The sequence below is a fragment of the Microcoleus sp. S28C3 genome (assembly GCF_036700785.1).
Taxonomy (GTDB): domain Bacteria; phylum Cyanobacteriota; class Cyanobacteriia; order Cyanobacteriales; family Microcoleaceae; genus Microcoleus; species Microcoleus asticus.
Map to the genome: position 1 here is coordinate 1 of NZ_JAUBPO010000093.1, position 23,659 is coordinate 23,659.

Genomic DNA, 23,659 nt, shown 5'->3' on the forward strand with positions numbered 1-23,659 from the left:
AATATTTGCCAAAATGGAATTACCGTGCTGTTCCGACAATTGAGTAAATAGTGAAGTTATTAAATTTTCATTCCTAATATAATAACGAGTTTCAATAGTTGTTTTTCCCTTCACTATTCTCACGGATTCTATCAGGCCTATACTGTGAAGTTTCTCCCATTGATTGTCGGGGTCAATCAGCTCTTTGATGTCACTTAACATGGTTGTGATGTCGGATTTCTGAGCGACCGTGATTACTTTCTTTATTTGTCGAATAAGCTGTATGTGTAAATCCCGAAAATCCTTGTCTAATTGCTTGTTTAAACAACTTTTTTACTGTGGTATACAGGGAGGGTTGGTTCTTTTTTAAGGTAATTACATAATCTCCTTCTTGTTCGACAATTGACTTCACAATTGACCTCTGACAGCCCATAGCATCAATGGTGACAATGCTTCCATTTAATTCTAATACTTTGAGTAAAGCCGGAATAGCTGCGATCTCATTAGATTTTTTATCTACCTTAACTTGTCCAAAAACTAATCTTTGACTGGTCGCCCAAGCACTGACCATATGAATTGCTTTTTTATCTCCTCCCCGATCGTAAGAATGGCGAAGAGTTTTGCCATCAATTGCGATTACTTCTCCGGGATTGAAGCAACTAATAGATTGAATCCAACTCAAAAAACATTTCTGAAATTGCTCCGGTTTGAGGCGAGAAAATACTCGTGCAATTGTGTCATGTGAAGGTATGCCATTTGGCAATTCTAAAATTTTCTTCAACCATTCGTATTGAGCTGCGCCCGTAACTTTCGATATCCACCCATGTATCAGCACCGCAAATCACGGCACAAAGTGAGAGGGTGATAATGTCAATTAATTGATGATGTTTCGTCCGCTCAATTCTGGGATCTTCTAAGTCGGAAAAATGGTCGGCAATGGTGATTTTAGGTTTGAGTTTCATGCAGGGTAAACTCTAATTACAGCAGATTCCATGTATATATGATACACTGTATTTAGTACATAAGCGAAAAAAATGAAACCTTATTCGATCGAGTTGCGTGAGAAAATAGTTAAAATTTATGAACAAGGTGATACCTCAATTAGAAAAGTAGCCGCCAGATTTGATGTGAGTAAAGGGTTTGTTCAAAAAATCTTAAAACAAAAACAAACAACGGGTCATGTTCAACCCAGAAAACAGGGTGGAAGCTTGAAAAGCGTGTTACACTCGCGCACAACTGAATTGACCCAGATGGTAGAAAAATATCCGGATAGCACGTTGTCAGAACCCAAGTGAATATTGGCTTCGGGACTACAACGAAGCTGTCAGCCCGAGCATGATGTGTCGTGAACTACAAAAACAAAAATTGACGCGAAAAAAAAGACCATACGCAGTAGTCAGTCGGCTACTGAAAGAGTGCAAATTCTGAGGGGTGAATATTGGGATAAAGTGAAAAATATTGACCCTGACAACCTCGTTTTTTTGGATGAAATGGGCGTTCTATTGGGGTTGACACGAACCCACGCTCGCTCAAGATATGGTAGTAGAGTCTACGACTTAAAACCATTTTATCGGGGTGCAAAAATCACAGTTGTCGGAGCAATAAGTTTAAAAAAAGTAGTGGGAATAATGACCCTAGATGGGTCTATGGATGGCAAGGCATTTTCCGTTTTTATTGAACACTTTTTAGTGCCAAATTTATGGGATGGTGCCGTCGTTGTTATGGATAATCTCCCAGCGCACAAACTGGCGGCGGTTAAACCCTTGATTGAATCGGTTGGCGCCACTATCCTCAATTTATCACCGTATTCTCCGGACTTTAATCCGATAGAATTATGGTGGTCACAACTGAAAGCTTTTTTACGTCAGTTCTCGCCCACCACTACTAAGATGGTTGATATTTTAATTGCTACTGCGCTTGATTTGGTTAATACTAAGCACTTCAAGAACTGGTTTACAAGCTGCTGCTACTGTACTTCATAAACTTGGAATACGCTGTAAATGTTTTTTGGATACTCAAGAATTGTCATCCAATATAGCAATCCTAAATCATAATCAATATTATGATATAATTATATCCAATACTCGATCGTGAAAAAAAATGAATAACTTACAACTGCCACAAAAAGACATGGAAAAAGAAATATCTCAATTAGAATCTTTCATTAAAAGCGATATCGATGCAAGAGAACTAAAACGAGCAATAGCTGTCAGGATGGCGCTTGAAGGTAAGCTGTACCATGAAATTAGCAAAGTGTTAGGTGTAAGTGAATTCTTTGTTGGTTATTGGAAAAAGATTTTTAAAACCCAAGGAGTCGAAGGAATAAAACTAGGATATAAAGGCTCGCCAGGGTATTTGACAGAGCGACAAACGGATGTAGTAGTCGAGTGGTTAAAGCATAAACAATATTGGAACTTAGAAGAGTTAGTGACTTATGTAGAACAAGAGTTTGGTGTGAGCTATAAATCAAAACAGAGCTATTATGAACTTTTCGCTGCTGCCAATATTAGTTGGAAAAAGACTCAAAAAATCAATCCAAAATCTGATGACGAACTGGTAAAAAAAAAGCGGGAAGAAATTAACGAGATTTTATCGAAAAACAAGGCGGGCATAGAATCTGGGGAAATAATAGTATTGTTTTTAGATGAATGTCATCTACTTCATGGCGATCTGACAGGCTACGTTTGGGGTCTATCCGATAGGAGAATTGAAATTCCAATTACTAATGAAAGAGAGCGACAAACTTATTTTGGTGCTCTCAATTATCAAAGCCAACAATTTCACATTCAAAGTCATCCATCTGGGGATGGAAAATCAACGGTCAAATTTATTAAATATTTACAATATAAATATAAAGGTCGGAGAATTATATTAATTTGGGATGGAGCTAGTTATCATAAATATGGAGAGTTTAGAGATTTCTTATCAACAGTAAATAGTGACAAAGAACCTGAGAATTGGTCAATTACTTGTATTTTATTTGCTCCCAATGCTCCCCAACAGAATCCCGTTGAAGATATTTGGTTACAAGCTAAAAACTTTTTAAGAAAGTATTGGTATTTATGTAGGTCTTTTAAGATTATCAAATTTTTGTTTGAGTTCTTCACTAAGGAACATAAATTTGATTTTCCCAAAATTCATCAATATTGTACATAGAAAATCATTTAGGATCGCTATATACCATATTCTGTTAACATAAAATTTAGATGCGTTCGCCCTGACCCATGCACGAGGAATCGGGATATGAACCAGATATTATTGTACTTAACGAACAAACCATTGGAAACGAACCATAATGGGAAAAATCATCAATTATCACAATGGGTTCATCAGTCCCCCTAATCGTCGAGGTAACTAGCACTAATTGGGGGGATGATTGTGCCCTAAAGCTTGAGGCATATGAGTCAATGCGTATTCAAGAATATTGGATTATAGACTATCTAGGATTGGACAGCAGACGGTTTATTGGCAACCCCAAGCAACCAACTTTTTCGATTGATCAACTAATTGACGGCGAGTACCAAGTCAAACTGTTCAGAGAAGGCCAGCCTATTGAGTCCCCAACTTTCTCAGAATTGAAGCTGACAGCGCAGCAGGTGTTCGCAAAAGGTAATTGAGGAGGCTGCTTATGCTGATGTCCGAGTAGGGGTATCTGATTAAAGATACGATCGCGCGCATCTAAGGTATCTTGTAGAGATGCGATTCATCGCTTCGGGGCTGCAGAGCAATTAGCCAGCAGCAATTCCCAATACCCTATTCCTCAATCTAAAATCTAAAATCTAAAATCTAATGAAGCTAGGACAGTGGATAGGCTTATTAGCCCTCATCGCATCTTGTTACATCCTGTGGCAAATCAGGCAGGCCCTACTGCTGCTGTTTGCCGCCGTCGTCTTAGCCACAGCCTTAAACAGACTAGCGCGCTACTTGCAAAAATTCGGACTCAAAAGATCGATCGCCGTACTCTTATCAGTTAGCTTCTTAGTCCTGATCTTCGTAGGATTATTCCTAATCATTGTACCACCCTTTGCCCAACAGTTTCAACAACTTACCCAAAGAGCCCCTCAAGGAATAGCAAGGTTAAATGAGTGGATCGATCAGATTGAAGCTCGCTTTTCTGGACAAATTGGTCAGCGACTACCGAATCTTGATATTAACGACATTATCCAACAACTGCAACCCCTATTCAATCAACTCGTCGGCGGCGCAGGAGCTTTTGTAGGCAACACCTTAGGCGTTATTCTCAGCTTTTTGCTAGTCATAGTTTTGACCTTAATGACATTAGCAGATCCTTTATCTTACCGCAAAGGATTTATCCAACTATTTCCCTCTTTTTATCGGCGGCGAATCGATGGCATCTTAGATGAATGCGAAATAGCCCTTGGCAGATGGGTAATCGGTGCTTTAATTAGCATGAGCGTCATCACTTTTCTCAGCCTAATTGGTTTGTCAGTATTGCAAGTTCCCCTAGCTCTAGCTCACGCTGTTTTAGCTGGTTTGCTGAACTTAATACCCAATATCGGACCCGGTTTGAGCGTCATTCCCCCAGTGACTATCGCACTTTTAGACTCTCCCTTAAAATCCGGTTTTGTGCTTATCCTCTACTTTCTAATTCAACAATTTGAAAGCAACCTCCTTACCCCTTACGTTATGGCGCAGCAAGTAGCGCTACTGCCGGCTGTTACTTTAATAGCTCAAGTATTCTTTGCCACCTTCTTTGGATTTTTAGGACTATTACTTGCCCTTCCTCTCACCGTTGTGGCTCAAGTTTGGGTTAGAGAAGTTTTGATTAAAGACATTCTCAACCAGTGGGACACCAATCCCAGAAAGCTAGCAGCGATCGATACCGCTATTCACGAGGAGTACGAATCTTTAGGAGTAACACATAACAAGCCAGAAAGCCTGCCCGAACAAAAATTAGAACTCCCAAATAATACAGAAAGCCACACTCCTGAAAATCAATAATTGAATTATATCGATGATGACTGTTGCACCCCTTGACAATCCACGTTTAAAAACTACTCAAGGAGTGCTTTTACCAACTATCAGTTGCTCAACTTATCAGACGTTATTGGCAGAATCTGGAAACCGCAGATCCTCTAAATTCGCTTACAGTCGAGGAGTGCTAGAAATTATGATGCCGTCCGACTTACATAAAAACATAAATTGCGACCTGAAACGCATCGTGACCGCTTTAACTGAAAAGTTACACTTGAGACTTAAAGGATTTGGTTCGACGAGTTTAAATCGCTCCGATTTACAACAAGGTACAGAACCAAATTCATATTTTTATATCCAAAATTTTGACAGTATTATCGGTAAAAAAATTGAAATTTCAAAGGAGGTGCCACCAAATTTAGTCATTGAAGTCTATCTGACCCGTATCTCCTCAAATCGATTACGAATTTATCAGCAACTAGCAATTATTAAAAGGCGATATAGGCTAGAAACTGTGCAAATTTACAACGTTCAAAATCCTCCATATATTTTTTACGAATACAGTCTTTCATTTTTAATTATGCCTGCAACCTTGCTGGCTCATTTAATAAAAATCTCAGAAACTCAGGACGATAATGCTATTGTCCAATATTGGTGGCTGTGGGTGAGGCAGCAATTGCAAGCACAGAGTTTGTAGCTAATTTATAGCGAAGACCAATAAGGAGACCGATCGCCAAAACAGCATTCGCTCGATCGACATTCCATCACACTAAAATCTAAATCTAAAATCTAAAATAGTCTTATGCGCTCGATCGACGAAATCAACGATAAAATCAGCCAGGGCAAAGCCACAGTCTGGACAATCGAAGAACTCAAAACTAGAGTTCAAGAAACCAGCATTACCCAAGCAGCCAAAGAAGTCGATGTGATTACCACCGGCACCTTCGAGCCGATGGAATCCTCCGGTGCAATCATCAACCTCGGCCATACCGACCCGCCGATAAAAATCCGCCAGTGCTGGCTGGACGGCGTTTTAGCCTACTCCGGCTTCGGGGCAGTAGACCTGTACCTGGGAGCCACCCAAGTAGCCGAAGACGGCGAAGAATCCCGCGAACGGGGAGGCGGACACGTCATCGAAGACTTAATAGCCGGCAAACCCGTGCAGTTGCGCGCCTTGGGGCAAGTAACAGACTGCTACCCCCGCGCCTCCTTTGAAACCACGATTACCCGCGATACGATCAACCAGTTTTATTTATTCAATCCCCGCAACGCATATCAAAACTTTATTGTTGGCGTCAATGGAGGCGATCGCCCGCTGTTCACCTACCTCGGCCCCTTGCAACCAAACCTCGGCAACGCCGTCTACTCGAACCTTGGAGCCATGTCTCCCCTCCTCAACGACCCCGACCTCGAAATCATCGGCATAGGCACCCGCATCTTCCTAGGAGGCGCTCAGGGCTACATCACCTGGGAAGGAACCCAGCACTTCCCGCTGCAAAAACGCCAGCCCAACCGCACCCCCATCGGCCCGGCCGCCACCCTCGCACTAATCGGCGACGCCAAACAGATGAACTCGAAATGGGTGCGCGGCTGCTACTTCAAAAACTACGGCCCATCCCTGATGCTGGGAGTCGGCATCCCCTTTCCCGTCTTAAACGAAACAGTCGTCGCCCACTGTGCAGTATCCGACAAAAAAATAGTAGCGCCGGTGGTAGATTTCTCTATCCCCCGGCGCGTTCGTCCCACCTTCGGTTTAGTCAGCTATGCTCAATTAAAGACTGGCCGCATCACGATCGAAGGCAAACCAGTACGGGCGGCCCCCCTTGCGAGTATGTTTCTGTCCCGGCAAGTAGCATTGGAATTGAAGCAGCAAATTGAAGCGGGTCAATTTACCCTCACGGCCCCAGTTGCTCCCCTACCAGCCGATCGAGTATTTCTCCCGCAAGATTTGTGGGGCGCCCAAGTGAGGCTGGAATAAAGGCTTTTAGATTGGCGGTTTGGCGGTTTTAGATTATTTGTGGACGCACAAGGTTTTAGAAACCGGGTTGCTTGTCCCCAGCTTTGCCTGAAAAGTTAGGTTTTTGGTCAAGAAACCCGGTTTCCGATCCTCGCGAGTGCGTCCAGGATTCTAGATTTTCGATTTAAGAATTCTGGTAAAAAACTGCACACATAAGAAACTGATGCACTCACCTAAAATCTAAAATCTCAAATCTAAAATGGGTTCATTCCTCGATCGGCTTAGGCTTCTTAACCGGCTTAGGAAGAGGTTCCTTGGGGACAGGTGGTGGTGCTGCAGCTGCGGACTTGATGGTAGGACGCCCTACAGGAGCACCGTCACCGCTGGGCCTAGGAGTAAACGGACGCTTCCCTCCTCCTTTGAAGCCACCGGGCGGCTTGCTGCCAGGGGGGAATTTCCGCTTTTTAATCGGCAGGGCACCAATATTATTAGCCTGCTCAATCATCAGACTGTCAGCTTTCAATTTGACGTGGAAATCCCAAAAAAACCCGATCGCTTTTGTTGCTAAATCTCCCTTGAGTTTCAGTTTAAAAAACTTCATCTTGTCGTCATTCTTGCGGGGAGCTTGCTTGATTTTGACGATGACATACTTGTCTTCGTCTTGGGATTGATAAATCACCTCACCTCTAATCGAAAAATAGCCATCTTCAACATCAGGTTCCGAGGGTGGCAAAGATGCGGTAGATGCTTCGTCGCTAGTCTCAATCTCCGCTGCTTCCTGATTTTCCTCATCAGAGGACGGTTCGGGAGGTTTCTTGAGCGTTTCCGGCTCCCAAACTCCCATAATCTGGGCGTGCAAGTTGCCGTCTTCTTGCCTGGTGCGGGGATATACCACCCACAGGTGTTCTTGTTCGAGATCCAGATGATTTTTGACTAAACTCATGACTCTACCCAGCAAAACTGCGTCGATGGCAGTTCCGTCGGCAGCGATCAGCATACCCCGGGTGAATTGCTCTTCTGATTGCGTGTAGCGGCCCCGCACCAAACCAACAGCTCGGTACTGTCTGGGTTCGCTGGGGGGGGGAATGGGATGTTGGCGCATGACGGAGGGTATGTCCTCAGCGCCCTGACTTTCGCTAGCAGCAGTCTCGGCGGTTCCGGGCGGTGGGACTGCGAGCGCTGGATTAGCGCTGGCAGATTCCGAAGGCGCGGATGGCGCGGATGCTGCTGGAGGATTGCTGGGCTGGTCTTGTGGCTTTGTTTTGTCCTTGTCGAGGGCAGAACTGTAGCGTGGTCGTTGCAGCTTATCCTTGGACGCTGGGGCGTCTGTTGGCGTTGGCGGTTGATTTTCGTCAACAGGTGCAGCCAACGCCGAAGGCACCGGACTTTCGTCTGGTGTCTCAGGAATGGAATCTGTATCTTTAGGCGGATTGACGGCCAGTTCGCTGGGCTGAGCCTTGCGAGTTGAAGTAGATTTGGACGATTTGGAAGACCGGTTGGGAGAGGGGTTCATAAAAACTCCTTGCAGCGGAGACACATCCCTTAAGGGAAATTAGGAATAAACTGAAGAAACTGCTTTAAAAACTACTAGCACCTGACTTGGGGCTTGCGCCCGGAGGTCTGGTTGTGACCCGTCAACGCCAACTTTCAACGCTACCAGTGCCGATCGGTTGGCTGGCTGCTAAAATCCTTGCGAGCAAGGACTTTAGGAGTTGCTGACCGATCGATCGCCGATCGCGCCGAGTTGGAGTTGCTGGCTAATAGCATTTAGGATATTCAGCTTGCCTATTTTACTTAATCCAATTACCTAACGGGCTGATCCGCCATATTTTCGGTAATTTTTAGCTTGACCAGACTAAATTGGACAGACACCGCAGTCCTTGGGGCTGCGGGTCTGAGTGTCCAAAATTGTTTAGCTAGCATGGAGTTGTGGGTCTGTTACCATATTAGCTGCAAGTAAAAGGCTGCTTTGTCCGTTGGGACTTTGAAGTTAAAAACCTTTACCGTTGCACCGATCTAGTTAAATGGCAGATGCCCCCGGGCGATGCGTTAATTCTTAGAAAATAGTAGATTTTAAGCTGGGATAGTTGAATTATGGAAAAAGCAAACAAGCGTCGTGGGTTGATTACTGTGGTGGTGGTGCTGTCGCTCATCGCTTTTTTGGGATTTTCTCTTGTGCCAATTTTGGACAGTATTCTCAAGGCCAGCCAAGTGCAAAGTCGGTCAACTCCAACGCCTGTTCAGACGGCGCAGTCTGGGGAGAAGCAATCAGAGTTGCTGCAAGCTCAGGCGAGGGGGTACGAATTGGTTTTGCAGCGGGAACCTGACAACGTAACGGCTTTGCGGGGATTGTTGCAGGTGCGGCTGGAGTTGATCGGGCAAGGAGTGGGGGACATTAAGGATGCGATCGGTCCTTTGGAAAAGTTGGCTTCGCTGAATCCCGAGACTACTGAATACGGGATTTTGCTGGCTCAGGCTAAGGAACGCACGGGCGATCGCGAAGGGGCCGCTCAAGCTTACAGGTCAATTTTAGCGTCTAAGCCTGGGGAAATTAAGGCTTTGCAGGGGTTGGTGAATTTGTTGCTAGTGCAGCAGCGGCCGGAAGCTGCGATCGGACTGCTGCAAGATACGCTGAAGGCGGCTCCGGCTGCCAATCAGGCAAAACCGGAAAGTGTTGATGTAACTTCGGTGCAGTTGATTTTGGGACAGGTTTATGCTGTGCAGAAGCGCTACGAGGAGGCGATCGCAATTTACGACGAATCTGCCAAGGCTAATCCAAAAGATTTTCGCCCGACTTTAGGAAAGGCGATCGTGTTGAAGGAACAGGGTAAAACAGATGAGGCAAAAACGCTGTTCGATCGAGCTACTGAGTTAGCTCCTCCTAACTATAAAGACCAAATTAATCAGTTAGCTAGCGGCACTCCTTCGCCATCTCCAACAGCAGGAGATGCCAGTCCCGAACCTGCGGCTTCCCCAATTCCTGAAGGTGCGCTACCAAAACCTTAAGGAGTGTTTTAAGTACCTTATAACTGTAAGGACACAGCAGTGCTGTGTCCCTACCCATGCCGAGTTCTTTAACCTAGATTTGAGATGACCAATTACTAATTACCAATTAGGTAAGACCTCGGAGGGAATTATGACTACTAGCGTTAACCGCGTTGTTCTACCTCCTGCTTTTCCAGACCAGACTCAATTACCAGACTCCGACGGTATTTTTGTTAAAAATTGTCAGGAGCATCCGCAAAGTTTAATTTTAACTGATTCGATCGGGCAAATTTTGCAGCAGCGGCATCCTGACGGACAATATGCGATCGGTCAAGACTGCGGCATTTACTGGCGAGAAACTGAATCGGCGAAGGTGCAGAAGCTCCCGACTGGTTTTATGTTCCCAATGTACCTCCTAATTTAGACGGTCAAATTCGCCGTTCCTACGTGCTGTGGCGGGAACACATAGCACCATTAATTGCTTTGGAATTTGCCAGCGGGAACGGGGATCAAGAGCGCGATTTCCTTCGGGATATCTTCGCTTCACGTACTCCTTTATCGCGCACCGATAAAGGGGTAGTCACTAAACCTGGAAAGTTTTGGGTTTACGAGCGGGTGATGCGAATTCCCTATTACGGCATCTACCAAGTTAATAATGGCAGATTAGAAGTTTATCGGTTGATTGACAGGTATTATCAACTGTTAGAACTCAATCAGCGCGGTCATTTTCCCATTGCACCTTTAGGCGTAGAATTGGGACTTTGGCAAGGCAGTTATCAAAATCAAACCATGCTTTGGCTGCGCTGGTGGCACGAGGAAGGTAATTTGCTGTTGATTGGCGATGAAAGAGCAGAATTAGAGAGATTGCGAGGGGAGCAACAGCGCGAAAGGGCCGAGAGTGCAGAACAGGCACGACAAGCTGAATTTCAGGCAAGAAGGGATGCAATTCCCCGGTTGTTGGGAATGGGGTTGAGTGCCGAACAAGTGGCGGAGGCCTTAAGTTTATCGGTGGAGGAAGTTAGCCACAATTATCACGGATGAGATAGTTTTATCGGGATACAGTTAACTTCAAATTCTAGAAGATTCTCAAATGTCAACTGTCTGCTTCTCAGCTTTTGGAAGAAGTAATAGCAAGTGCCACATCCTCGCGAGTTGCTCCCAGCGCTAGCATTGTCCTTACCATCAAATCAAGAGAAACAGACGGATCGCCAGCTTCTATTTTAGCTACCCGTGACTGACTAGATTTAATTTTCTTAGCCAAACTTTCTTGAGAAAGATTTTGACTAATGCGAAGCTGCTTCAAGCGTTTAATTAGAGACAGCTTCATCTCAATAAAAGCAATTTCTTCGGCTGAATGTTCTAGAAAGTCTGCGGCATCTCCCACCCGCCAACCTGCTGCTTCTAAACGTTGACGTTTAATGGCATCCATTGTAAATATTACCTTTTTTAATTATATGAATTGCACAGACCAAGGATTGTGAATGGTGAATTGTCTCTCAATTTGTAAGGTGGGCAATGCCCACCCTAAAGGAAGTCCTGAAATAACTAGGTTTCTCCTGAGCTTCGATCGTACAATTTCAGTCGTTTTTGGCTGTTTTATATCACGCGCTTAGGCGTTTTCTGGGTAGTTTTTGGAAACACATCTGCAATGACAATAGCATCTGAGTCAATCCGGTAAATAATTCGCCACTGTTTATCGGCTTCACTATCATCGATCCGCAATTCGTGGCAGTGAGGGCTGATGCTTGGCATAGGTCGAGAGACAGGCATGGCTAAAATTTCTCTTTGTAACATCCTTAATAAAATCCCTGCCTCAATTCGCGCTGAGGCGGAAAAAGGGGAATTTTTACGGAGCCTCTGATGAGCCAAACAACATCTTTGTTCTCGCCTTGGGATTCCATAAATTAAGTAGTCTAGTCATAGAGTTTACAAATATGTCGTATCTGACATAGTTATGGCTCAAGATAACTAAAAGTGGTAGAAGATACTAAAGATTGCCGAATTTCCTCTCAATTGGTAAGGTACGCATTGCCACCCAGCCCTGTCAAGGTGCGATCGACTGATTTGCGTCATTCTAGGCGGTGGCGATCGGCAATAAACCTGGTTTATTACCGATCGCCTTTTAAAAGAATCAGATTTAACGATCGCCCGCTACCCAATTTCAAGCGTTTGAGGGATTTCTTCACAACCTTAACCTGAACTTCTCCCTGTAAATATACTTATACAGGCTCCAAAGCCTCTAACCACAAAGGTTTCAATTGTTGAGTAAAAAATGTGTACCCATGTAGATGATTGATATCTGTTTGCAATCGGCAATTATATCGAATCTACAACAATTGAGCGCGATCGTCTGCGTCAGCTATTCCTGATAAATGGGTACAATTTTTCATCTCAACAGTTGCATCCTTTGTTGAGTAAGAGTTTTAGGACTGTTAGTACATTTTTATGGGGGAAGTCCAGATTTGTCCGGTGATTGTCCGAAAGAAATCTCGCACGTCCCCGGCATAAGCCCGCTTGGTGTTAATTGAGCGTTTGTCGGCTAGCAATTGCGCGAACACGTCGGGGTCATTGTCCAGCGTCGGGAAGGTTGGCAGGTTGGGGCGATCGATTGTGGCAAGGGCGGCGGTTGGTGTCATGGTGGTGGGGCTTGTGGTATTGAAAAGGTGAAATACCAATGTCCGCACCGACTATCCCGGTTTTAGCGCCACGATCGCGATGCAGCGCCGTCCACCGTATTTTTGGTGAAAAACCTGCTACCCTTATTTCTGTTAACCTTTGTGCCGTTAATGGCGTTTTACTTTCCCCATAGGCTTTCAAAGGAGCGTCCCCCGTTGTCGTATCAGCCCTGATGACGGGTATTGTGCTATTAGTCGGTAACAATAATCGATTGCCGGAAGTTGGCTATACCACTGCCCTAAAGTATGGGTTTTACGTATTCTTTTGTCTAAGTTTGTTCAGTATCCTGGTTGGAATTATCAGCGATCGCCTGATTTTAAAAGGACACAAGCCCCTTGCTGTAAAGCTCGATTGGATTGCACGCTTTTTATACTATGTGATGATACTGTTCACCATTGCAGATTAGTGGTTTGTTTTTAGAGATAGCTTGAGTTAAATCTGAGGATGCCAATGAAGTTGATTTCCCGCCTGAAAAACCCTCGGTTTGCCAAATATGTCACGATCGCTCTGGTAACAGCATTACTGATTGGATTGATTGCCTTGCTTTGGGGGCGTTCACCCAAGACCAGCGATTCAGACCCTATCCATCTGGCGATCGCGGCTCCCGTAACGGGTTTACGAGATATCGCCGCCAAAGAAATGGTTCAAAGCGTGCAACTCTACCTAGACTCCCTCAATCATAACGGTGGACTCAATGGTCATCCTCTAAAACTCCTAGTCTTTGATGACAAAGGCAACTCCAATACCGCCCGTGAAATTCCTCACCAGGTTAACAACTCGCGAGCACTGGTGGTGTTGGGACACCTGAATAGCGTTACCTCCCTGGAAGCCGCTCCCATCTACAACGCCTTGCAGATTCCTGCCATTACCGGAACCTCCAGCGAAGATTATATTACCGAAGCACACCCCTACTATTTCCGAACCATCTTCACTAACTCAGTTCAGGGAAGTGTGGTAGCGCTGTATATGCAAAGAGCACTGAATTTAAAGACGGCCAGCATTATTTATTCCGACGATCGCCTAGGACAAAGCCTGGATGAAGCTTTTGAAACCACCTTTAAGCGCGAAGGTACCCTGAAGCACGCCTGGAAGTTTGATCCAAAAAATCATAATGTGCCCGCTGAGGTCAACCTCATTGTCAATGAATTGGCAGCGGATTCAAATTCCGGCATGGTGTTCCTGGCAATGGATGATATCGATGCGAGAGACTTTATTCTGGGGATTCGTCGGCGTGGACTCAAAACATCCTTGTTTGGTAGCCAAAGTTTGGTACGAGAAACCGCCTCGAAACTGTTTAAACAATATAAGGAAGAAAAACAGCAACCGGGCTATTTCTTGAATGGCATCTATGTTCCGTCTCCCCTAATATTTGACAGTGCTGGCATAGATGCCCAGGAGTTTGCTAGTCACTACCAGGAAGCTTATGGCAACCTACCGAGCTACGTAGGTGCTGCTTATTACGACGTGGCTCGGGTGGCGGTTCGGGCTATTCAAGAGGCTGAGATTCAGAATACGCCAGGTAGCCAGCAGAAAGATCGTGAAAAAGTTCGTGATCGACTTGAGGCAATTAACAGCCGCAATGTCGCAGTGAAAGGCTTGAATGGTCCAATTTACTTCGATGCTACCCACGATAGTAACCCACCCGTCCGCATTGAACAGTATGTTGGACAACATCTAATCTCCGCTCCTGTGCAATTCAGCCCGATCGCCGATTTGTCTGGAGTAGATTTAGATCGAGAACTGAAAGCAGGAAACATTCTTCGCCTCAACTACAAATTTAAAGACCAGTATTTTTGGCGACAACGAGTTGCCTATACTGGCATTGATGTTAATAAACTCAGTCGCATTGACCAAAATAAATCGAGTTTCACTGCTAATTTCAATGTCTGGTTGCGTTACATCGGCGACGATGCACCTTTAGCGATTCAGTTTCCTGATGCGGTTACAAACATCCTCAACCCGGCAGCACCCATATTTGACCCCAAAAAACCCATCAAAGCTCGAACCCTTGATGGGCTGAATTACCGACTTTTTCAGGTGGCTGGGGAATTTAAAAATAGTCTCGACTTACGCGACTACCCCTTTGATTCCCAAAAAATGACAGTTCGTTTTCTGAATACATCCCTCTCCACTGAGCGCCTGATTTATGTCATCGACGCGGTTGGGTTGAAGTTACCCAGAACTGATATTGAGCAGCAGAAGGGGGCGTTTGCAGGACTACAACTATGGCAATTCAAGGAGATGCAGTACGCGCAAGATGCCATTCGCAGCACCTCCACCCAAGGCGATCCAGCACTCTTTGAGTCCAAAGTTCAGACTGATTACCCTGGTTTTAGTCTCATGATGCGGTTTCAGCGCCATACCTTGATTTTTCTGATTAAAAATCTCTTACCGCTCGTTCTGCTCACCCTGGTTGCCTATAGCACCCTATATTTCTCCTACAGTCTTTCTGTGCCGCGCATTCTGGCAACCTGCTCAGTGTTACTCTCTGGTATTGTGCTGCTGTTATCGATCAATAACCAACTGCCAGAAATTGGCTATACCATCGCTCTTGAATACACTTTCTACGTCTTTTTCTTCTTATGTGTGTTCTCAATTGTGATTACGACCATTGGTGAAAAGTTGGATAAATCAGGTCGCAAAAAAGCTGTACAGCGTCTTAACCTGTTTGCGCGAATGTTCTTTCCGATGGTCGTTTTCGTGACTGTTGCTGTTTTTGGAGCGACTTACAGCAACAGCTTGATCTAACCTGGACTTCCCCCATAAAAATGTACTAACAGTCCTAAAACTCTTACTCAACAAAGGATGCAACTGTTGAGATGAAAAATTGTACCCATTTATCAGGAATAGCTGACGCAGACGATCGCGCTCAATTGTTGTAGATTCAATATAATTGCCGATCGCAAACAGATATCAATCATCTACATGGGTACACATTTTTTACTCCAAAATTGAAACCTTTGTGGTTAGAGGCTTTGGAGCCTGTGTAAGTATATTTACAGGGGAAGTTCAGCTTAACAGGGCTAGCATTGCCCACCCTACAAATTAATACTTCCTCTCCTGCGGCTCAAACATCGTAATCGCCACTGGCATATAAGCCAAATCAATCCCCGCAGGCGAATAATACGCCATTGTATGCTTCAAGAAATTGCCGTCATCGCGCTCAGTAAAATCTTCCCGCGAATGAGCTCCCCGACTTTCCTGACGGTTCAAAGCAGAAGTTAAAATCATTTTCCCGACAATTATCAAACTCCGCAACTCCAAAGCTTCCACAATTTCCGTATTCCACAACTTGCCTTTATCGTCTAAGTAAACCTCCTCATATTGTCGCTCTAAATCCTCCAATTTCTTTAAACCTTCCTGCATCAATTCGGCGCTACGAAATACGCCACAATACTCAGTCATAGTATCTTGATACTGCTGCCTGATTTGATTGATTCGGTATTTTCCGGGACGTTCTACAAGTGCCTGAATTTGCTCTTTTGCTTCCGCAATATAACGCTGTTCGTCTACGGCAGGCAACTTGCGATTTTGTACGAATTGTGCTATGGTTGCGCCAGTAACTTTGCCGTAAACGACGCATTCCAACAGCGAATTGCTGCCCAAACGGTTGGCGCCGTGAACTGACACGCAAGCTGCTTCCCCCGCTGCAAAGAAACCGTCTACCAAACCCTCAGGACTGCTGCGAACTTGCCCGCTAACATTAGTAGGAATTCCACCCATTGAATAGTGAACCGTAGGGCGCACCGGCATCGGCTGATTTACGGCATCAATTCCTAACAAACGGTGGGCTTCTTCCCAAGCAAAAGGAATTTTGCTCATGATTTTTTCGCGCCCCATGTGCCGCAAATCGAGGTAAATAAAGGGGCCGCCGGCACTACCATCAACATTAATTCCTCGGCCAGCGCGAATTTCTATGGAAATTGACCGCGAGGTGATATCTCTGGGCGCTAATTCCATCCGCGACGGGGCATAATTGGCCATAAATCGATCGCCCTCTGAATTAATCAAATAAGCGCCTTCGCCCCGCACAGCCTCCGAAATCAACACTCCCACGGGATACAAACCAGTCGGGTGAAACTGTACGAATTCCATATCTTCCAGCGGCAATCCAGCTAAAGCCGTCATCGCCAAACCGTCTCCCGTCGAGGCGTAATCGTTCGACGTGGTATTGTAAACTCGGCCGTAACCGCCCGTGGCAAACATCACCGCCTTAGCACGGACAACCTCAATTTGACCGTCTAGCAGGCGGTACATAACTACCCCCTTGGCTTGGCCTTCTTCCAAAATCAGGCGGGTAACGTACCACTCCTGATAGATGTGAACCCCGTAACGGCGCAGATTGTTGACTAATTCGTGGAGGATGGCGTGACCGGTTTTGTCGGCGGCGTAGCAGGTGCGGCGGTGGGAATGTCCGCCGAAAGCGCGCTGGGCAATTCTGCCGTCTGGGAGGCGGGAGAAGAGAACTCCCATGTGTTCTAAATCTATGACTACACCGGGTGCTTCGCGGGTGAGGATTTCTACCGCGTCTTGGTCGGCTAAATAGTCTGAACCTTTTACTGTGTCGAAGGCGTGGGCTTTCCAACTGTCTTCGGGATCGACATTTTGCAGGCTGGATGCCATGCCGCCTTGGGCTGCGACGGAGTGCGATCGAATCGGGTGAGTTTTGGCAACTACAGCTACCTTTAAACTGGGGTCAGTCCGGGCAATTTCTACTGCGGCGCGACAACCTGCTAAACCGCCGCCTACAATGATTACGTCGTGTTCTAGCATTTCTTTTAATTATTTTGAGTGTTCTGCTCAACTTATGGTGACGCAAAAAAAAACTTCCTACCAAAAGAGCAGGAAGTTTTTTAACTTTTGATTTGAATGGAAAATCAAAAGTTAAATTTTCAAATTGGACTAGCCGGCGCTTTCGGCAGGGTTCTGAAGCGACTGATTTCCCGTTGCAGAAGGTTGAGGTTCCGTACCGGGTTCTACAGCAAGCACTTCAATGTTATTTAGTAAAGTTGTAACGAAAGCAAACAGCAAGAAGGGCAGAGACAGCACTAAAATCAAGCCGACGGTAGCCAAGGCGTAGATTTGGCGGGCGCTACTCCACAAGGCGAGTGCCGACGCTAGACTCAGGAAGATGACTATCAGCCAAACAATGATTTGACCGTAAATGTCGCCAAAGGTGAGGGTACATTTAAGGCGATAGTTTTGGATGTTATTCATTTGATGCCTCTGGAGATTGCTATTACGACTTGTCCAAAAATACTTTGACAGTGCGTCAATGCCCACTGTAAATTTCTAAGTTTAGCTGTCGCAACTTGGTTTTGGGGTTGTTGTAAACATTCTTTAATAAGTTGCCACAACACTTGGTATATTTTTGCTGCTGACTGGGAATTTCTGCCGAAACAGTTGGCGATCGCACTCAGACGCCTAGAAAGCCGGTTTTGTACTGTTTTGGCGGGCTGACTAGAAGTAAACGCGCCAAAAAACCAAGGTGATGGCTGCCCGTGCGTCCAGGATGGCGAAACAAAGGCATAAGGGGAAAGTCTACTTTTTGAGGGAGCCCCGACTTGGTAAAGTAATGTTAAGCTTCATGAGAATAGAATCCACCTTTACAGCGTCCCACCTGTCTTTTGGCCCATGTCTTCAGAGAGCAAATTGCTGATTTCGCGCTGTTTCCTGGCTGGTCTGGGAACGCAGACGTTTGTGTACCGCGAAGACCGGATTCCCCAAGAGAGTCCGGTGCTGGTGGTGAGCAATCACCGCAGTTTCTTAGATCCTGTGCTGCTGACGGCGGCTTTGGGTCGATCGATCCGCTTTGCTTGTCATCATTACATGGGTCAAGTCCCGGTGATTAGGGAAGTTGTCACCAGTTTCGGCGCTTTCCCCTTGGAAGCACCGGAGCACCGACAGCAGCATTTTTTCTCTCAAGCGACAGCGCTGCTGCAAGGCGGGGAGATGGTGGGGGTGTTTCCCGAGGGTGCAGAACCGATGGTGAAGCTAACTGGGCCGAATACTGTGGGGAAGTTTCAGCGGGGATTTGCTCATTTGGCTTTGCGGGCTCCGGTGCGGGATTTGGCGGTTTTGCCGGTGGCGATTAGTTCTTTTGAGGAACACTCGGTACGATCGGGTGTACCGCTCAAGTTGTTGAGTTTTTTCGATCCTTCGGAACCGCTGTTCGATCGATCGGGGTGGCATCCTGTGATAGTTTATCAGCGAGTTAATGTTTTAATCGGCCGGCCTTACTGGATTACTGTCGATCGACAGCAGCAATATCGAGGCAAAAAAGCCAAAGCAGTTGTTGCTGAACTCACAGACCACTGTCAGGGGGAAATTGCAGAATTACTCCAACGAGGTTGTTTGTAAGTTTGTTGACTGTTGACTGTTGACTGCTGACTGTTGCCTGGTGTCAGATTTCCCATCTAAAATCTAAAATCTAAAATCTAAAATCGATTGACTTGAATCATGGCAAATGCTAACAACAAGGTTCGTTTCCTAACCCCCAAACCGCCGAAACCCGATCGCCCTTTATTTGTATTTCTGCCCGGTATGGATGGCAGCGGTTTGCTGCTGCGGCCGCAAATTTCTAAATTAGCAAGTCATTTCGACATTCGCTGCTTAACGGTGCCGGCTGACGACATGGCTAGTTGGGACGTACTGGTTAGCGAAACAATTGCCTTAATTGAAGCAGAAAAGCAAGCCGGAAAGCCGCAGCGGCCTGTTTATCTGTGTGGCGAGTCATTTGGGGGCTGTTTAGCGATGAAAACTGTTTTAGAAGCTCCTCAATTGTGCGATCGATTAATATTAGTCAATCCAGCTTCTTCGTTTCGACAGCAGCCTTGGGTGCAGTGGGGATCGTACCTGACTCAGTGGCTGCCGGCCAACCTTTATCCGCTGTCGGTAATCGGTCTCTTGCCGATATTAGCATCCTTAGGAAAGATTGGGCGCGACGATCGGCGAGCTTTGCTAGAAGCGATGCAAGCAGTACCGCAAAATACGTCTGTGTGGAGATTGGCGTTAGTGCGATCGTTTAATGTTGACGAAAATCAGTTGCGCGGCATCAAACAGCCGACGCTAGTAATTGCTAGCGGTGCAGATCGGCTGCTGCCTTCCCTAGTAGAAGCGAAGCTTTTAGTCAAGGTAATTCCCAATGCTGAAATGGTGCTGCTGGCTAACAGCGGTCATGCTTGTTTGTTAGAAACAGATGTTAACCTTTACGGCATTATGCAAGCTCGCAATTTTTTGACAAAATCCGAAGAAAACCTGTCATTAGTCAATAGTCATTAGTCATTAGTCATTAGCTATGACTTCTCACTTATGAGTCAGTGGGGTAAAATTAGAGATGGGGCGAGCGGTAAAGTTCCTATCCAAATTAACCCGCCCTGACACTCATTAGTAAGTGCCTAAATACAAGCAACTAATGACTAACAACTAATAACTAATGACTAATGACTAATAACTAATTAAGATTTAGCCATTTTTGAGCATTAAGCCGCTGAACTACGCCAAAAACCATGAGATCTAGAGTAACCTTGCGCTCGTCTATCAAAAAAGGCTCTAAAGTGCTGGTTTTGGTATTATTTTCAGCGCAGGAAAATGCTCTTTGACTTTGAATATTTTCTTGAGGAAAATACAGGTTAAATTGGCGCTCACCTTCTTGGAATTTACCAATTACCTGCCAGCAATCGCCTGCAGAACTCATGCCAGCAACGGGAAGTTTTTGCTTGATCAAACTCACCTCTAAATCCTTAACGCCCTGCTTAGTTAAAGCAGTTTGCAAGGCGGGCAAATAATCTTGTTGAATAAAATCCGCAAAGGGTTTGTCTTCAACAGCAGGTGCTTTTTCCTTTTTGGCTTTAGCTGGGGGCTTGTCGCCTTCGGCCTTGGCTGGGGGCTTTTTAGCAGCGGCCTGAGCCTTGTCAGTGCTGGGAATGTCGGTTGTCTCGGGTGCGTCAGAACTTGGAGCGTCCTCGATCGAAGCACTGGGAGTTTCGGATTCGCCAGCGGTAGGATTTTTCGGTTCTTTCTTGGCTGCGGGTTTTTTAGCAGCCGGCTGAGGCTTGTCAGTGCTGGGAATGTCGGTTGTCTCGGGTGCGTCGGAACTCGGAGCGTCCTCGATCGCAGCACTGGGAGTTTCCGATTCGCCAGCGGTAGGATTTTGCGGTTCTTTCTTGGCTGCGGGTTCTTTAGCAGCCGGCTCAGGCTTGTCAGGGCTGGGAAAGTAGCTTGTCTCGGGTGCGTCGGAACTCGGGGCGTTCTCGCTCGCAGCACTGGGAGTTTCCGATTCCCCAGCAGTAGGATTTTGCGGTTCTTCTGGCATTAACGCTTCCTTTTAAAAGTGATCGGTAAGGAGTTGTGAGTGCAGGTGCGGGCGATCGACTTTCTCTATCGCACACAGTTTTTATCGAAAACCAACCTGAGAAAATTGCGATTCAAAAAAATTTGAACTCAACACACTCAGGGCGCTCGCCCGCAAACATCACAACTCTTGAGATTATTCTAAATCTCTGCGACAGCTCGTTCAATCAAACGGCGGGCGAGAGTTTGAACACCGGTGTGTTCGTAGTAGTTGGTACTAATGTCGAGGAATGCGCCCACGTAGTCCACCTTATCAGCAGAAATATCTACAAAATTCTGCAAGTGGCCGAGTACGTTTTGGGGAGTCAAACCTCGATCGCTCACAAAAGAGCTCATCCAGCCAGAAACCGAGTTAAAGCTTTCGCCAATAAAGCCGAGTTGGCCTGCGGGAGAGCCCCCTGGAATCTGGTCGCCGATCGACTTGAAGGCCTGATTATCTTGCAAATCGCTAGGGGAGAGCTTTTGAATCCAAGACTGAGTTGCCATGATAAAGTCAGGCCCCAAAGGAATCAAACCGTCGAAACAAACCAAAGCTGCCATCCGCATCAGGGATTCGCCGCCGTAGTCGCCCAAAGATCCGGCAAAATCGCCGATGCTGTCGCCGGGAAGGCCGTTGATTTGGCAAAAAGCGAGCAACTCCGTGACTAACTTCAAAGAAAGGTCGATCGTTTGAGCTTTTTCAGCCTTGGGAGTGATATTGCCGAGGAACGACAAAAACGAGACATTTTCCGCAACCTTGTTAGCGAGGGCGGCACTGCCCAAAGCCTTGTCGGCACTGTCAATAGTTTGGTAAAGCCACAGAGCGCGCTGGTAGCCCTGAGACTTATCGTTGTAGAGGTAGATGGCGCGCTCGCCGATTTGCTGGATCAGTTCTTCGTCTGTTTCGCCAGTAACGGTGCGAATGGTATTTTCAAAGCCAACTAAATTGTTCCACTCGCCGGGAACCACAAAGTCAAGCGCTCGCAGGGCTTTGACAGTCATGTTGTCTTTAGGCAGTGTATCGACTAATTCAAAGACTGTTTTGCTCACAAAAAACTCCTTTTGCTAGAACGGGAATCAAAGCTATTACTTTTGGCAGATGGCAAGAACTTCACAGTCTTATTTGGGCAGACTTAGTTCTAATAGCGCCAGACTGGAGTCGGGCGCGGAGTTTGACCATAGACATTGCTACTTGACGCGAGCGAGGCCACCGAGGTTAAATTTTGACAGCCAAGCTTCGCGATCGCTAGCGGTAAAAGACGGATCGCGGGATTGAACTTTCACCTGATAGCGATTTGCCACTAAAACAGCGGTGATATTAGCACCCTGATTAACTGCGGGATAGCCGCCGATTTGCTTGGTACTTTGCTGAAATTTTGCGCCTGCCGAGGGGTTGCCGGCGATGTCGTTAATCGAGAGCATCGCCACATTTTTACCGCCTTTGTTCAGCTTAGCTTCAGCAAAACCGGATTTTTCTTGAGCGAAGACGCGATCGAATCCACCGCCAGAAGACGGGAAGTATTTATTTAATTGGCCGCCTGCAACTGCCTTTTTGGGCAGGTTTTGATTACTAGCACTTGATTTGTCAGCAGTTGTCTGCCTGGCTTGAGCAGGTTTTTGGGTGCTTTCCTGCTGGGCTTTGTCCCAGCGGGAGGGAGCTTGGGTTTGACCGCAGGCGGTCACCAGCAGAAGTACCGAGATCAGGAATGGAGCTAAGATTCGGCGTGCGGGGGAAAATTGCATCGCTGTCTCCTCATGAATAAGTTTCCATAACAATTGTGGCTTAGAATTTGGCAATTTGTGTTCCCTAATCGGATAATTTGTCTTATTTGTAAAAAAATCCTCTGCCGGCAGGCAGAGGATTTTTTGGCAATTACGAGTTCTGAAGTAAGAAAACTGAAAGATTGCTCCACAGATAAATTCTGGGGATGGGGGTAAAGAAACTAAGTTTTGTGATTGCCAGCAATCTCAAAACAATTTTTGCTGATTTTCCCTAGATTTATCTAGAAATTTCAGAGAAATTGTTCGTCAATCGTTTTACTTCGGCTTTCCAACTTAGGTCTTACTTTCGGGGTAAGGCTCAGGCGTCGCTTTCAATGTAGATAAACAACAAACCCATTACCACAACCGGCATTAACCATGTAATAACCGGAATCAAAATCCAAGGCAAGAAAGAAGCAGCGTAGGAACCTGTCATATCTAATTCTCCAAACTAAAGTTAGTGTGTTCCAACAGGGGTATTTGGCAGTGAAACCTAATTGTTGACTAAACCCCGGAAAATGGCGTCAACGCCGTTAAAGTTTTCGAGTAAGAAATAGGCAGCAAAGACGCCGCTCATCCCGCCAATGAAGAAACCAGCGGTAAGCTGGCTCCACCCTTCAGCATTTCTGAGGGAATCGGGAGTCATGGGATTAGCACTAGGGTAGCTGGTGTTGTCTTGCTTGAAAGACACCAAACCGTAAGCAGACATACCTAGTGTGCCGAGCAGAACTAAAACGAGGGCTGTAATTAATCCGCCGAGATTAGCTGCTTCGGGATAATCCCGCAGGGGTCCAAAGACGATTTCGGGGCCGACGAGGAAATAACCGTGGGCCAAACCGATTTCTAGACCTCGAACTAGGGGCGAGAGTCCTTTGCGGTAAGCGGGCAAGTTCCCAATGAATGCTTTTGTGAAATCAGAAGCACTGATGGGAGTTGCTAGATGACCCGTGAAGGGGTCGCCGTTAAAGGGTTTAATAAGCTCTGCATCTCTGGGATCGGCCATATTCTGTTTGTCCTCGCAGTTTAATAAAGTTG

The 23,659-nt window shown here is 46.0% G+C and carries 23 protein-coding genes and 2 pseudogenes; 13 read left to right on the forward strand and 12 right to left on the reverse strand.

Annotated features, from left to right (window positions below):
* A pseudogene (locus QUA13_RS23895) lies at window positions 1-941 on the reverse strand (ISAs1 family transposase); the annotation flags it as partial.
* A 72-nt stretch (window positions 942-1,013) separates the two neighbouring features.
* Here QUA13_RS23895 and QUA13_RS23900 point away from each other — a divergent pair.
* From QUA13_RS23900 to QUA13_RS23930, 7 genes are all read left to right on the forward strand, one after another.
* The gene (locus QUA13_RS23900) at window positions 1,014-1,274 is read left to right on the forward strand and encodes a helix-turn-helix domain-containing protein (RefSeq protein ID WP_333202539.1); all 261 of its coding nucleotides are present in this window, start codon (window positions 1,014-1,016) and stop codon (window positions 1,272-1,274) included.
* A gap of 90 nt (window positions 1,275-1,364) precedes the next feature.
* A complete protein-coding gene (locus tag QUA13_RS23905; protein WP_333202591.1) occupies window positions 1,365-1,961 on the forward strand; it encodes a transposase in 597 nt (198 codons plus the stop codon).
* Between the two features lie 118 nt (window positions 1,962-2,079).
* On the forward strand, window positions 2,080-3,135 hold the full coding sequence (locus tag QUA13_RS23910) for an IS630 family transposase (RefSeq protein WP_333202541.1): 1,056 nt from the start codon (window positions 2,080-2,082) through the stop codon (window positions 3,133-3,135).
* A 164-nt stretch (window positions 3,136-3,299) separates the two neighbouring features.
* Window positions 3,300-3,596: a Uma2 family endonuclease gene (locus QUA13_RS23915; RefSeq protein WP_333202543.1), complete on the forward strand. Its 297-nt coding sequence runs from the start codon at window positions 3,300-3,302 to the stop codon at window positions 3,594-3,596.
* Between the two features lie 172 nt (window positions 3,597-3,768).
* Complete coding sequence (locus tag QUA13_RS23920; RefSeq protein WP_333202545.1) at window positions 3,769-4,941, forward strand: AI-2E family transporter; 1,173 nt, start codon at window positions 3,769-3,771, stop codon at window positions 4,939-4,941.
* Between the two features lie 13 nt (window positions 4,942-4,954).
* Window positions 4,955-5,611: a Uma2 family endonuclease gene (locus QUA13_RS23925; RefSeq protein ID WP_333202547.1), complete on the forward strand. Its 657-nt coding sequence runs from the start codon at window positions 4,955-4,957 to the stop codon at window positions 5,609-5,611.
* 105 nt (window positions 5,612-5,716) lie between these two features.
* On the forward strand, window positions 5,717-6,892 hold the full coding sequence (locus tag QUA13_RS23930; protein WP_333202549.1) for a homocysteine biosynthesis protein: 1,176 nt from the start codon (window positions 5,717-5,719) through the stop codon (window positions 6,890-6,892).
* A gap of 244 nt (window positions 6,893-7,136) precedes the next feature.
* Here QUA13_RS23930 and QUA13_RS23935 read toward each other — a convergent pair whose 3' ends face one another.
* Window positions 7,137-8,384: a hypothetical protein gene (locus QUA13_RS23935; protein WP_333202551.1), complete on the reverse strand. Its 1,248-nt coding sequence runs from the start codon at window positions 8,382-8,384 to the stop codon at window positions 7,137-7,139.
* A 581-nt stretch (window positions 8,385-8,965) separates the two neighbouring features.
* Between QUA13_RS23935 and QUA13_RS23940 the strand changes: the two genes are divergently transcribed.
* Both QUA13_RS23940 and QUA13_RS23945 read left to right on the forward strand, forming a co-directional pair.
* Window positions 8,966-9,877, forward strand: coding sequence for a tetratricopeptide repeat protein (locus tag QUA13_RS23940; RefSeq protein ID WP_333202553.1), 912 nt, complete (start codon window positions 8,966-8,968; stop codon window positions 9,875-9,877).
* Window positions 9,878-10,007: 130 nt separating this feature from the next.
* Window positions 10,008-10,897: pseudogene (locus tag QUA13_RS23945) on the forward strand (Uma2 family endonuclease).
* Between the two features lie 67 nt (window positions 10,898-10,964).
* Here the strand turns inward: QUA13_RS23945 and QUA13_RS23950 are convergent.
* Together QUA13_RS23950 and QUA13_RS23955 are read right to left on the reverse strand one after the other, a co-directional pair.
* The gene (locus tag QUA13_RS23950) at window positions 10,965-11,285 is read right to left on the reverse strand and encodes a helix-turn-helix transcriptional regulator (protein ID WP_333202555.1); all 321 of its coding nucleotides are present in this window, start codon (window positions 11,283-11,285) and stop codon (window positions 10,965-10,967) included.
* Between the two features lie 167 nt (window positions 11,286-11,452).
* On the reverse strand, window positions 11,453-11,650 hold the full coding sequence (locus tag QUA13_RS23955; protein WP_333202557.1) for a type II toxin-antitoxin system RelE/ParE family toxin: 198 nt from the start codon (window positions 11,648-11,650) through the stop codon (window positions 11,453-11,455).
* A 180-nt stretch (window positions 11,651-11,830) separates the two neighbouring features.
* On the opposite strand from QUA13_RS23955, the gene QUA13_RS23960 reads away from it, so the two are divergent.
* Window positions 11,831-12,055, forward strand: a complete 225-nt coding sequence (locus tag QUA13_RS23960; protein WP_333202559.1) for a hypothetical protein — start codon at window positions 11,831-11,833, stop codon at window positions 12,053-12,055.
* Between the two features lie 233 nt (window positions 12,056-12,288).
* Here QUA13_RS23960 and QUA13_RS23965 read toward each other — a convergent pair whose 3' ends face one another.
* Window positions 12,289-12,492 carry a hypothetical protein gene (locus tag QUA13_RS23965; protein ID WP_333202561.1) on the reverse strand — a complete coding sequence of 68 codons (204 nt, stop codon included), beginning with the start codon at window positions 12,490-12,492 and terminating at the stop codon, window positions 12,289-12,291.
* Between the two features lie 571 nt (window positions 12,493-13,063).
* Between QUA13_RS23965 and QUA13_RS23970 the strand changes: the two genes are divergently transcribed.
* On the forward strand, window positions 13,064-15,280 hold the full coding sequence (locus tag QUA13_RS23970; protein WP_333202563.1) for an ABC transporter substrate-binding protein: 2,217 nt from the start codon (window positions 13,064-13,066) through the stop codon (window positions 15,278-15,280).
* 297 nt (window positions 15,281-15,577) lie between these two features.
* On the opposite strand, the gene QUA13_RS23975 is transcribed toward QUA13_RS23970, so the two are convergent.
* Both QUA13_RS23975 and QUA13_RS23980 read right to left on the reverse strand, forming a co-directional pair.
* On the reverse strand, window positions 15,578-17,305 hold the full coding sequence (locus QUA13_RS23975) for a succinate dehydrogenase/fumarate reductase flavoprotein subunit (protein WP_333202565.1): 1,728 nt from the start codon (window positions 17,303-17,305) through the stop codon (window positions 15,578-15,580).
* Between the two features lie 129 nt (window positions 17,306-17,434).
* Window positions 17,435-17,749, reverse strand: coding sequence for a hypothetical protein (locus QUA13_RS23980; RefSeq protein ID WP_015174671.1), 315 nt, complete (start codon window positions 17,747-17,749; stop codon window positions 17,435-17,437).
* A gap of 417 nt (window positions 17,750-18,166) precedes the next feature.
* Between QUA13_RS23980 and QUA13_RS23985 the strand changes: the two genes are divergently transcribed.
* Together QUA13_RS23985 and QUA13_RS23990 are read left to right on the forward strand one after the other, a co-directional pair.
* Entirely contained in the window at window positions 18,167-18,892 is a 726-nt protein-coding gene (locus tag QUA13_RS23985; protein WP_172191059.1) for a lysophospholipid acyltransferase family protein, read from the forward strand.
* 99 nt (window positions 18,893-18,991) lie between these two features.
* Window positions 18,992-19,813 (forward strand): alpha/beta hydrolase, encoded by an 822-nt coding sequence (locus tag QUA13_RS23990; protein ID WP_333202567.1) that lies wholly within the window; start codon window positions 18,992-18,994, stop codon window positions 19,811-19,813.
* Between the two features lie 172 nt (window positions 19,814-19,985).
* Here QUA13_RS23990 and QUA13_RS23995 read toward each other — a convergent pair whose 3' ends face one another.
* From QUA13_RS23995 to QUA13_RS24015, 5 genes are all read right to left on the reverse strand, one after another.
* On the reverse strand, window positions 19,986-20,846 hold the full coding sequence (locus tag QUA13_RS23995; RefSeq protein ID WP_333202569.1) for a DUF2996 domain-containing protein: 861 nt from the start codon (window positions 20,844-20,846) through the stop codon (window positions 19,986-19,988).
* Between the two features lie 179 nt (window positions 20,847-21,025).
* Entirely contained in the window at window positions 21,026-21,913 is an 888-nt protein-coding gene (locus tag QUA13_RS24000; RefSeq protein ID WP_333202571.1) for a hypothetical protein, read from the reverse strand.
* A gap of 138 nt (window positions 21,914-22,051) precedes the next feature.
* Window positions 22,052-22,606 carry a hypothetical protein gene (locus QUA13_RS24005; protein WP_333202573.1) on the reverse strand — a complete coding sequence of 185 codons (555 nt, stop codon included), beginning with the start codon at window positions 22,604-22,606 and terminating at the stop codon, window positions 22,052-22,054.
* 337 nt (window positions 22,607-22,943) lie between these two features.
* Window positions 22,944-23,060 (reverse strand): photosystem I reaction center subunit VIII, encoded by a 117-nt coding sequence (locus QUA13_RS24010; protein WP_015174678.1) that lies wholly within the window; start codon window positions 23,058-23,060, stop codon window positions 22,944-22,946.
* Between the two features lie 57 nt (window positions 23,061-23,117).
* Window positions 23,118-23,627, reverse strand: a complete 510-nt coding sequence (locus tag QUA13_RS24015) for a photosystem I reaction center protein subunit XI (protein WP_172191067.1) — start codon at window positions 23,625-23,627, stop codon at window positions 23,118-23,120.
* Window positions 23,628-23,659: the final 32 nt, after the last annotated feature.

What these genes read in the sequence shown, in the direction of transcription:
- QUA13_RS23900 (WP_333202539.1), top strand. Translation starts at nt 1,014, where the DNA reads ATGAAACCTTATTCGATCGAGTTGCGTGAGAAAATAGTTAAAATTTAT.
- QUA13_RS23910 (WP_333202541.1), top strand. Translation starts at nt 2,080, where the DNA reads ATGAATAACTTACAACTGCCACAAAAAGACATGGAAAAAGAAATATCT.
- QUA13_RS23915 (WP_333202543.1), top strand. Translation starts at nt 3,300, where the DNA reads ATGGGTTCATCAGTCCCCCTAATCGTCGAGGTAACTAGCACTAATTGG.
- QUA13_RS23920 (WP_333202545.1), top strand. Translation starts at nt 3,769, where the DNA reads ATGAAGCTAGGACAGTGGATAGGCTTATTAGCCCTCATCGCATCTTGT.
- QUA13_RS23925 (WP_333202547.1), top strand. Translation starts at nt 4,955, where the DNA reads ATGATGACTGTTGCACCCCTTGACAATCCACGTTTAAAAACTACTCAA.
- QUA13_RS23930 (WP_333202549.1), top strand. Translation starts at nt 5,717, where the DNA reads ATGCGCTCGATCGACGAAATCAACGATAAAATCAGCCAGGGCAAAGCC.
- QUA13_RS23935 (WP_333202551.1), bottom strand. Translation starts at nt 8,384, where the DNA reads ATGAACCCCTCTCCCAACCGGTCTTCCAAATCGTCCAAATCTACTTCA.
- QUA13_RS23940 (WP_333202553.1), top strand. Translation starts at nt 8,966, where the DNA reads ATGGAAAAAGCAAACAAGCGTCGTGGGTTGATTACTGTGGTGGTGGTG.
- QUA13_RS23950 (WP_333202555.1), bottom strand. Translation starts at nt 11,285, where the DNA reads ATGGATGCCATTAAACGTCAACGTTTAGAAGCAGCAGGTTGGCGGGTG.
- QUA13_RS23955 (WP_333202557.1), bottom strand. Translation starts at nt 11,650, where the DNA reads ATGTTACAAAGAGAAATTTTAGCCATGCCTGTCTCTCGACCTATGCCA.
- QUA13_RS23965 (WP_333202561.1), bottom strand. Translation starts at nt 12,492, where the DNA reads ATGACACCAACCGCCGCCCTTGCCACAATCGATCGCCCCAACCTGCCA.
- QUA13_RS23975 (WP_333202565.1), bottom strand. Translation starts at nt 17,305, where the DNA reads ATGCTAGAACACGACGTAATCATTGTAGGCGGCGGTTTAGCAGGTTGT.
- QUA13_RS23980 (WP_015174671.1), bottom strand. Translation starts at nt 17,749, where the DNA reads ATGAATAACATCCAAAACTATCGCCTTAAATGTACCCTCACCTTTGGC.
- QUA13_RS23985 (WP_172191059.1), top strand. Translation starts at nt 18,167, where the DNA reads ATGTCTTCAGAGAGCAAATTGCTGATTTCGCGCTGTTTCCTGGCTGGT.
- QUA13_RS23990 (WP_333202567.1), top strand. Translation starts at nt 18,992, where the DNA reads ATGGCAAATGCTAACAACAAGGTTCGTTTCCTAACCCCCAAACCGCCG.
- QUA13_RS23995 (WP_333202569.1), bottom strand. Translation starts at nt 20,846, where the DNA reads ATGCCAGAAGAACCGCAAAATCCTACTGCTGGGGAATCGGAAACTCCC.
- QUA13_RS24005 (WP_333202573.1), bottom strand. Translation starts at nt 22,606, where the DNA reads ATGCAATTTTCCCCCGCACGCCGAATCTTAGCTCCATTCCTGATCTCG.
- QUA13_RS24010 (WP_015174678.1), bottom strand. Translation starts at nt 23,060, where the DNA reads ATGACAGGTTCCTACGCTGCTTCTTTCTTGCCTTGGATTTTGATTCCG.
- QUA13_RS24015 (WP_172191067.1), bottom strand. Translation starts at nt 23,627, where the DNA reads ATGGCCGATCCCAGAGATGCAGAGCTTATTAAACCCTTTAACGGCGAC.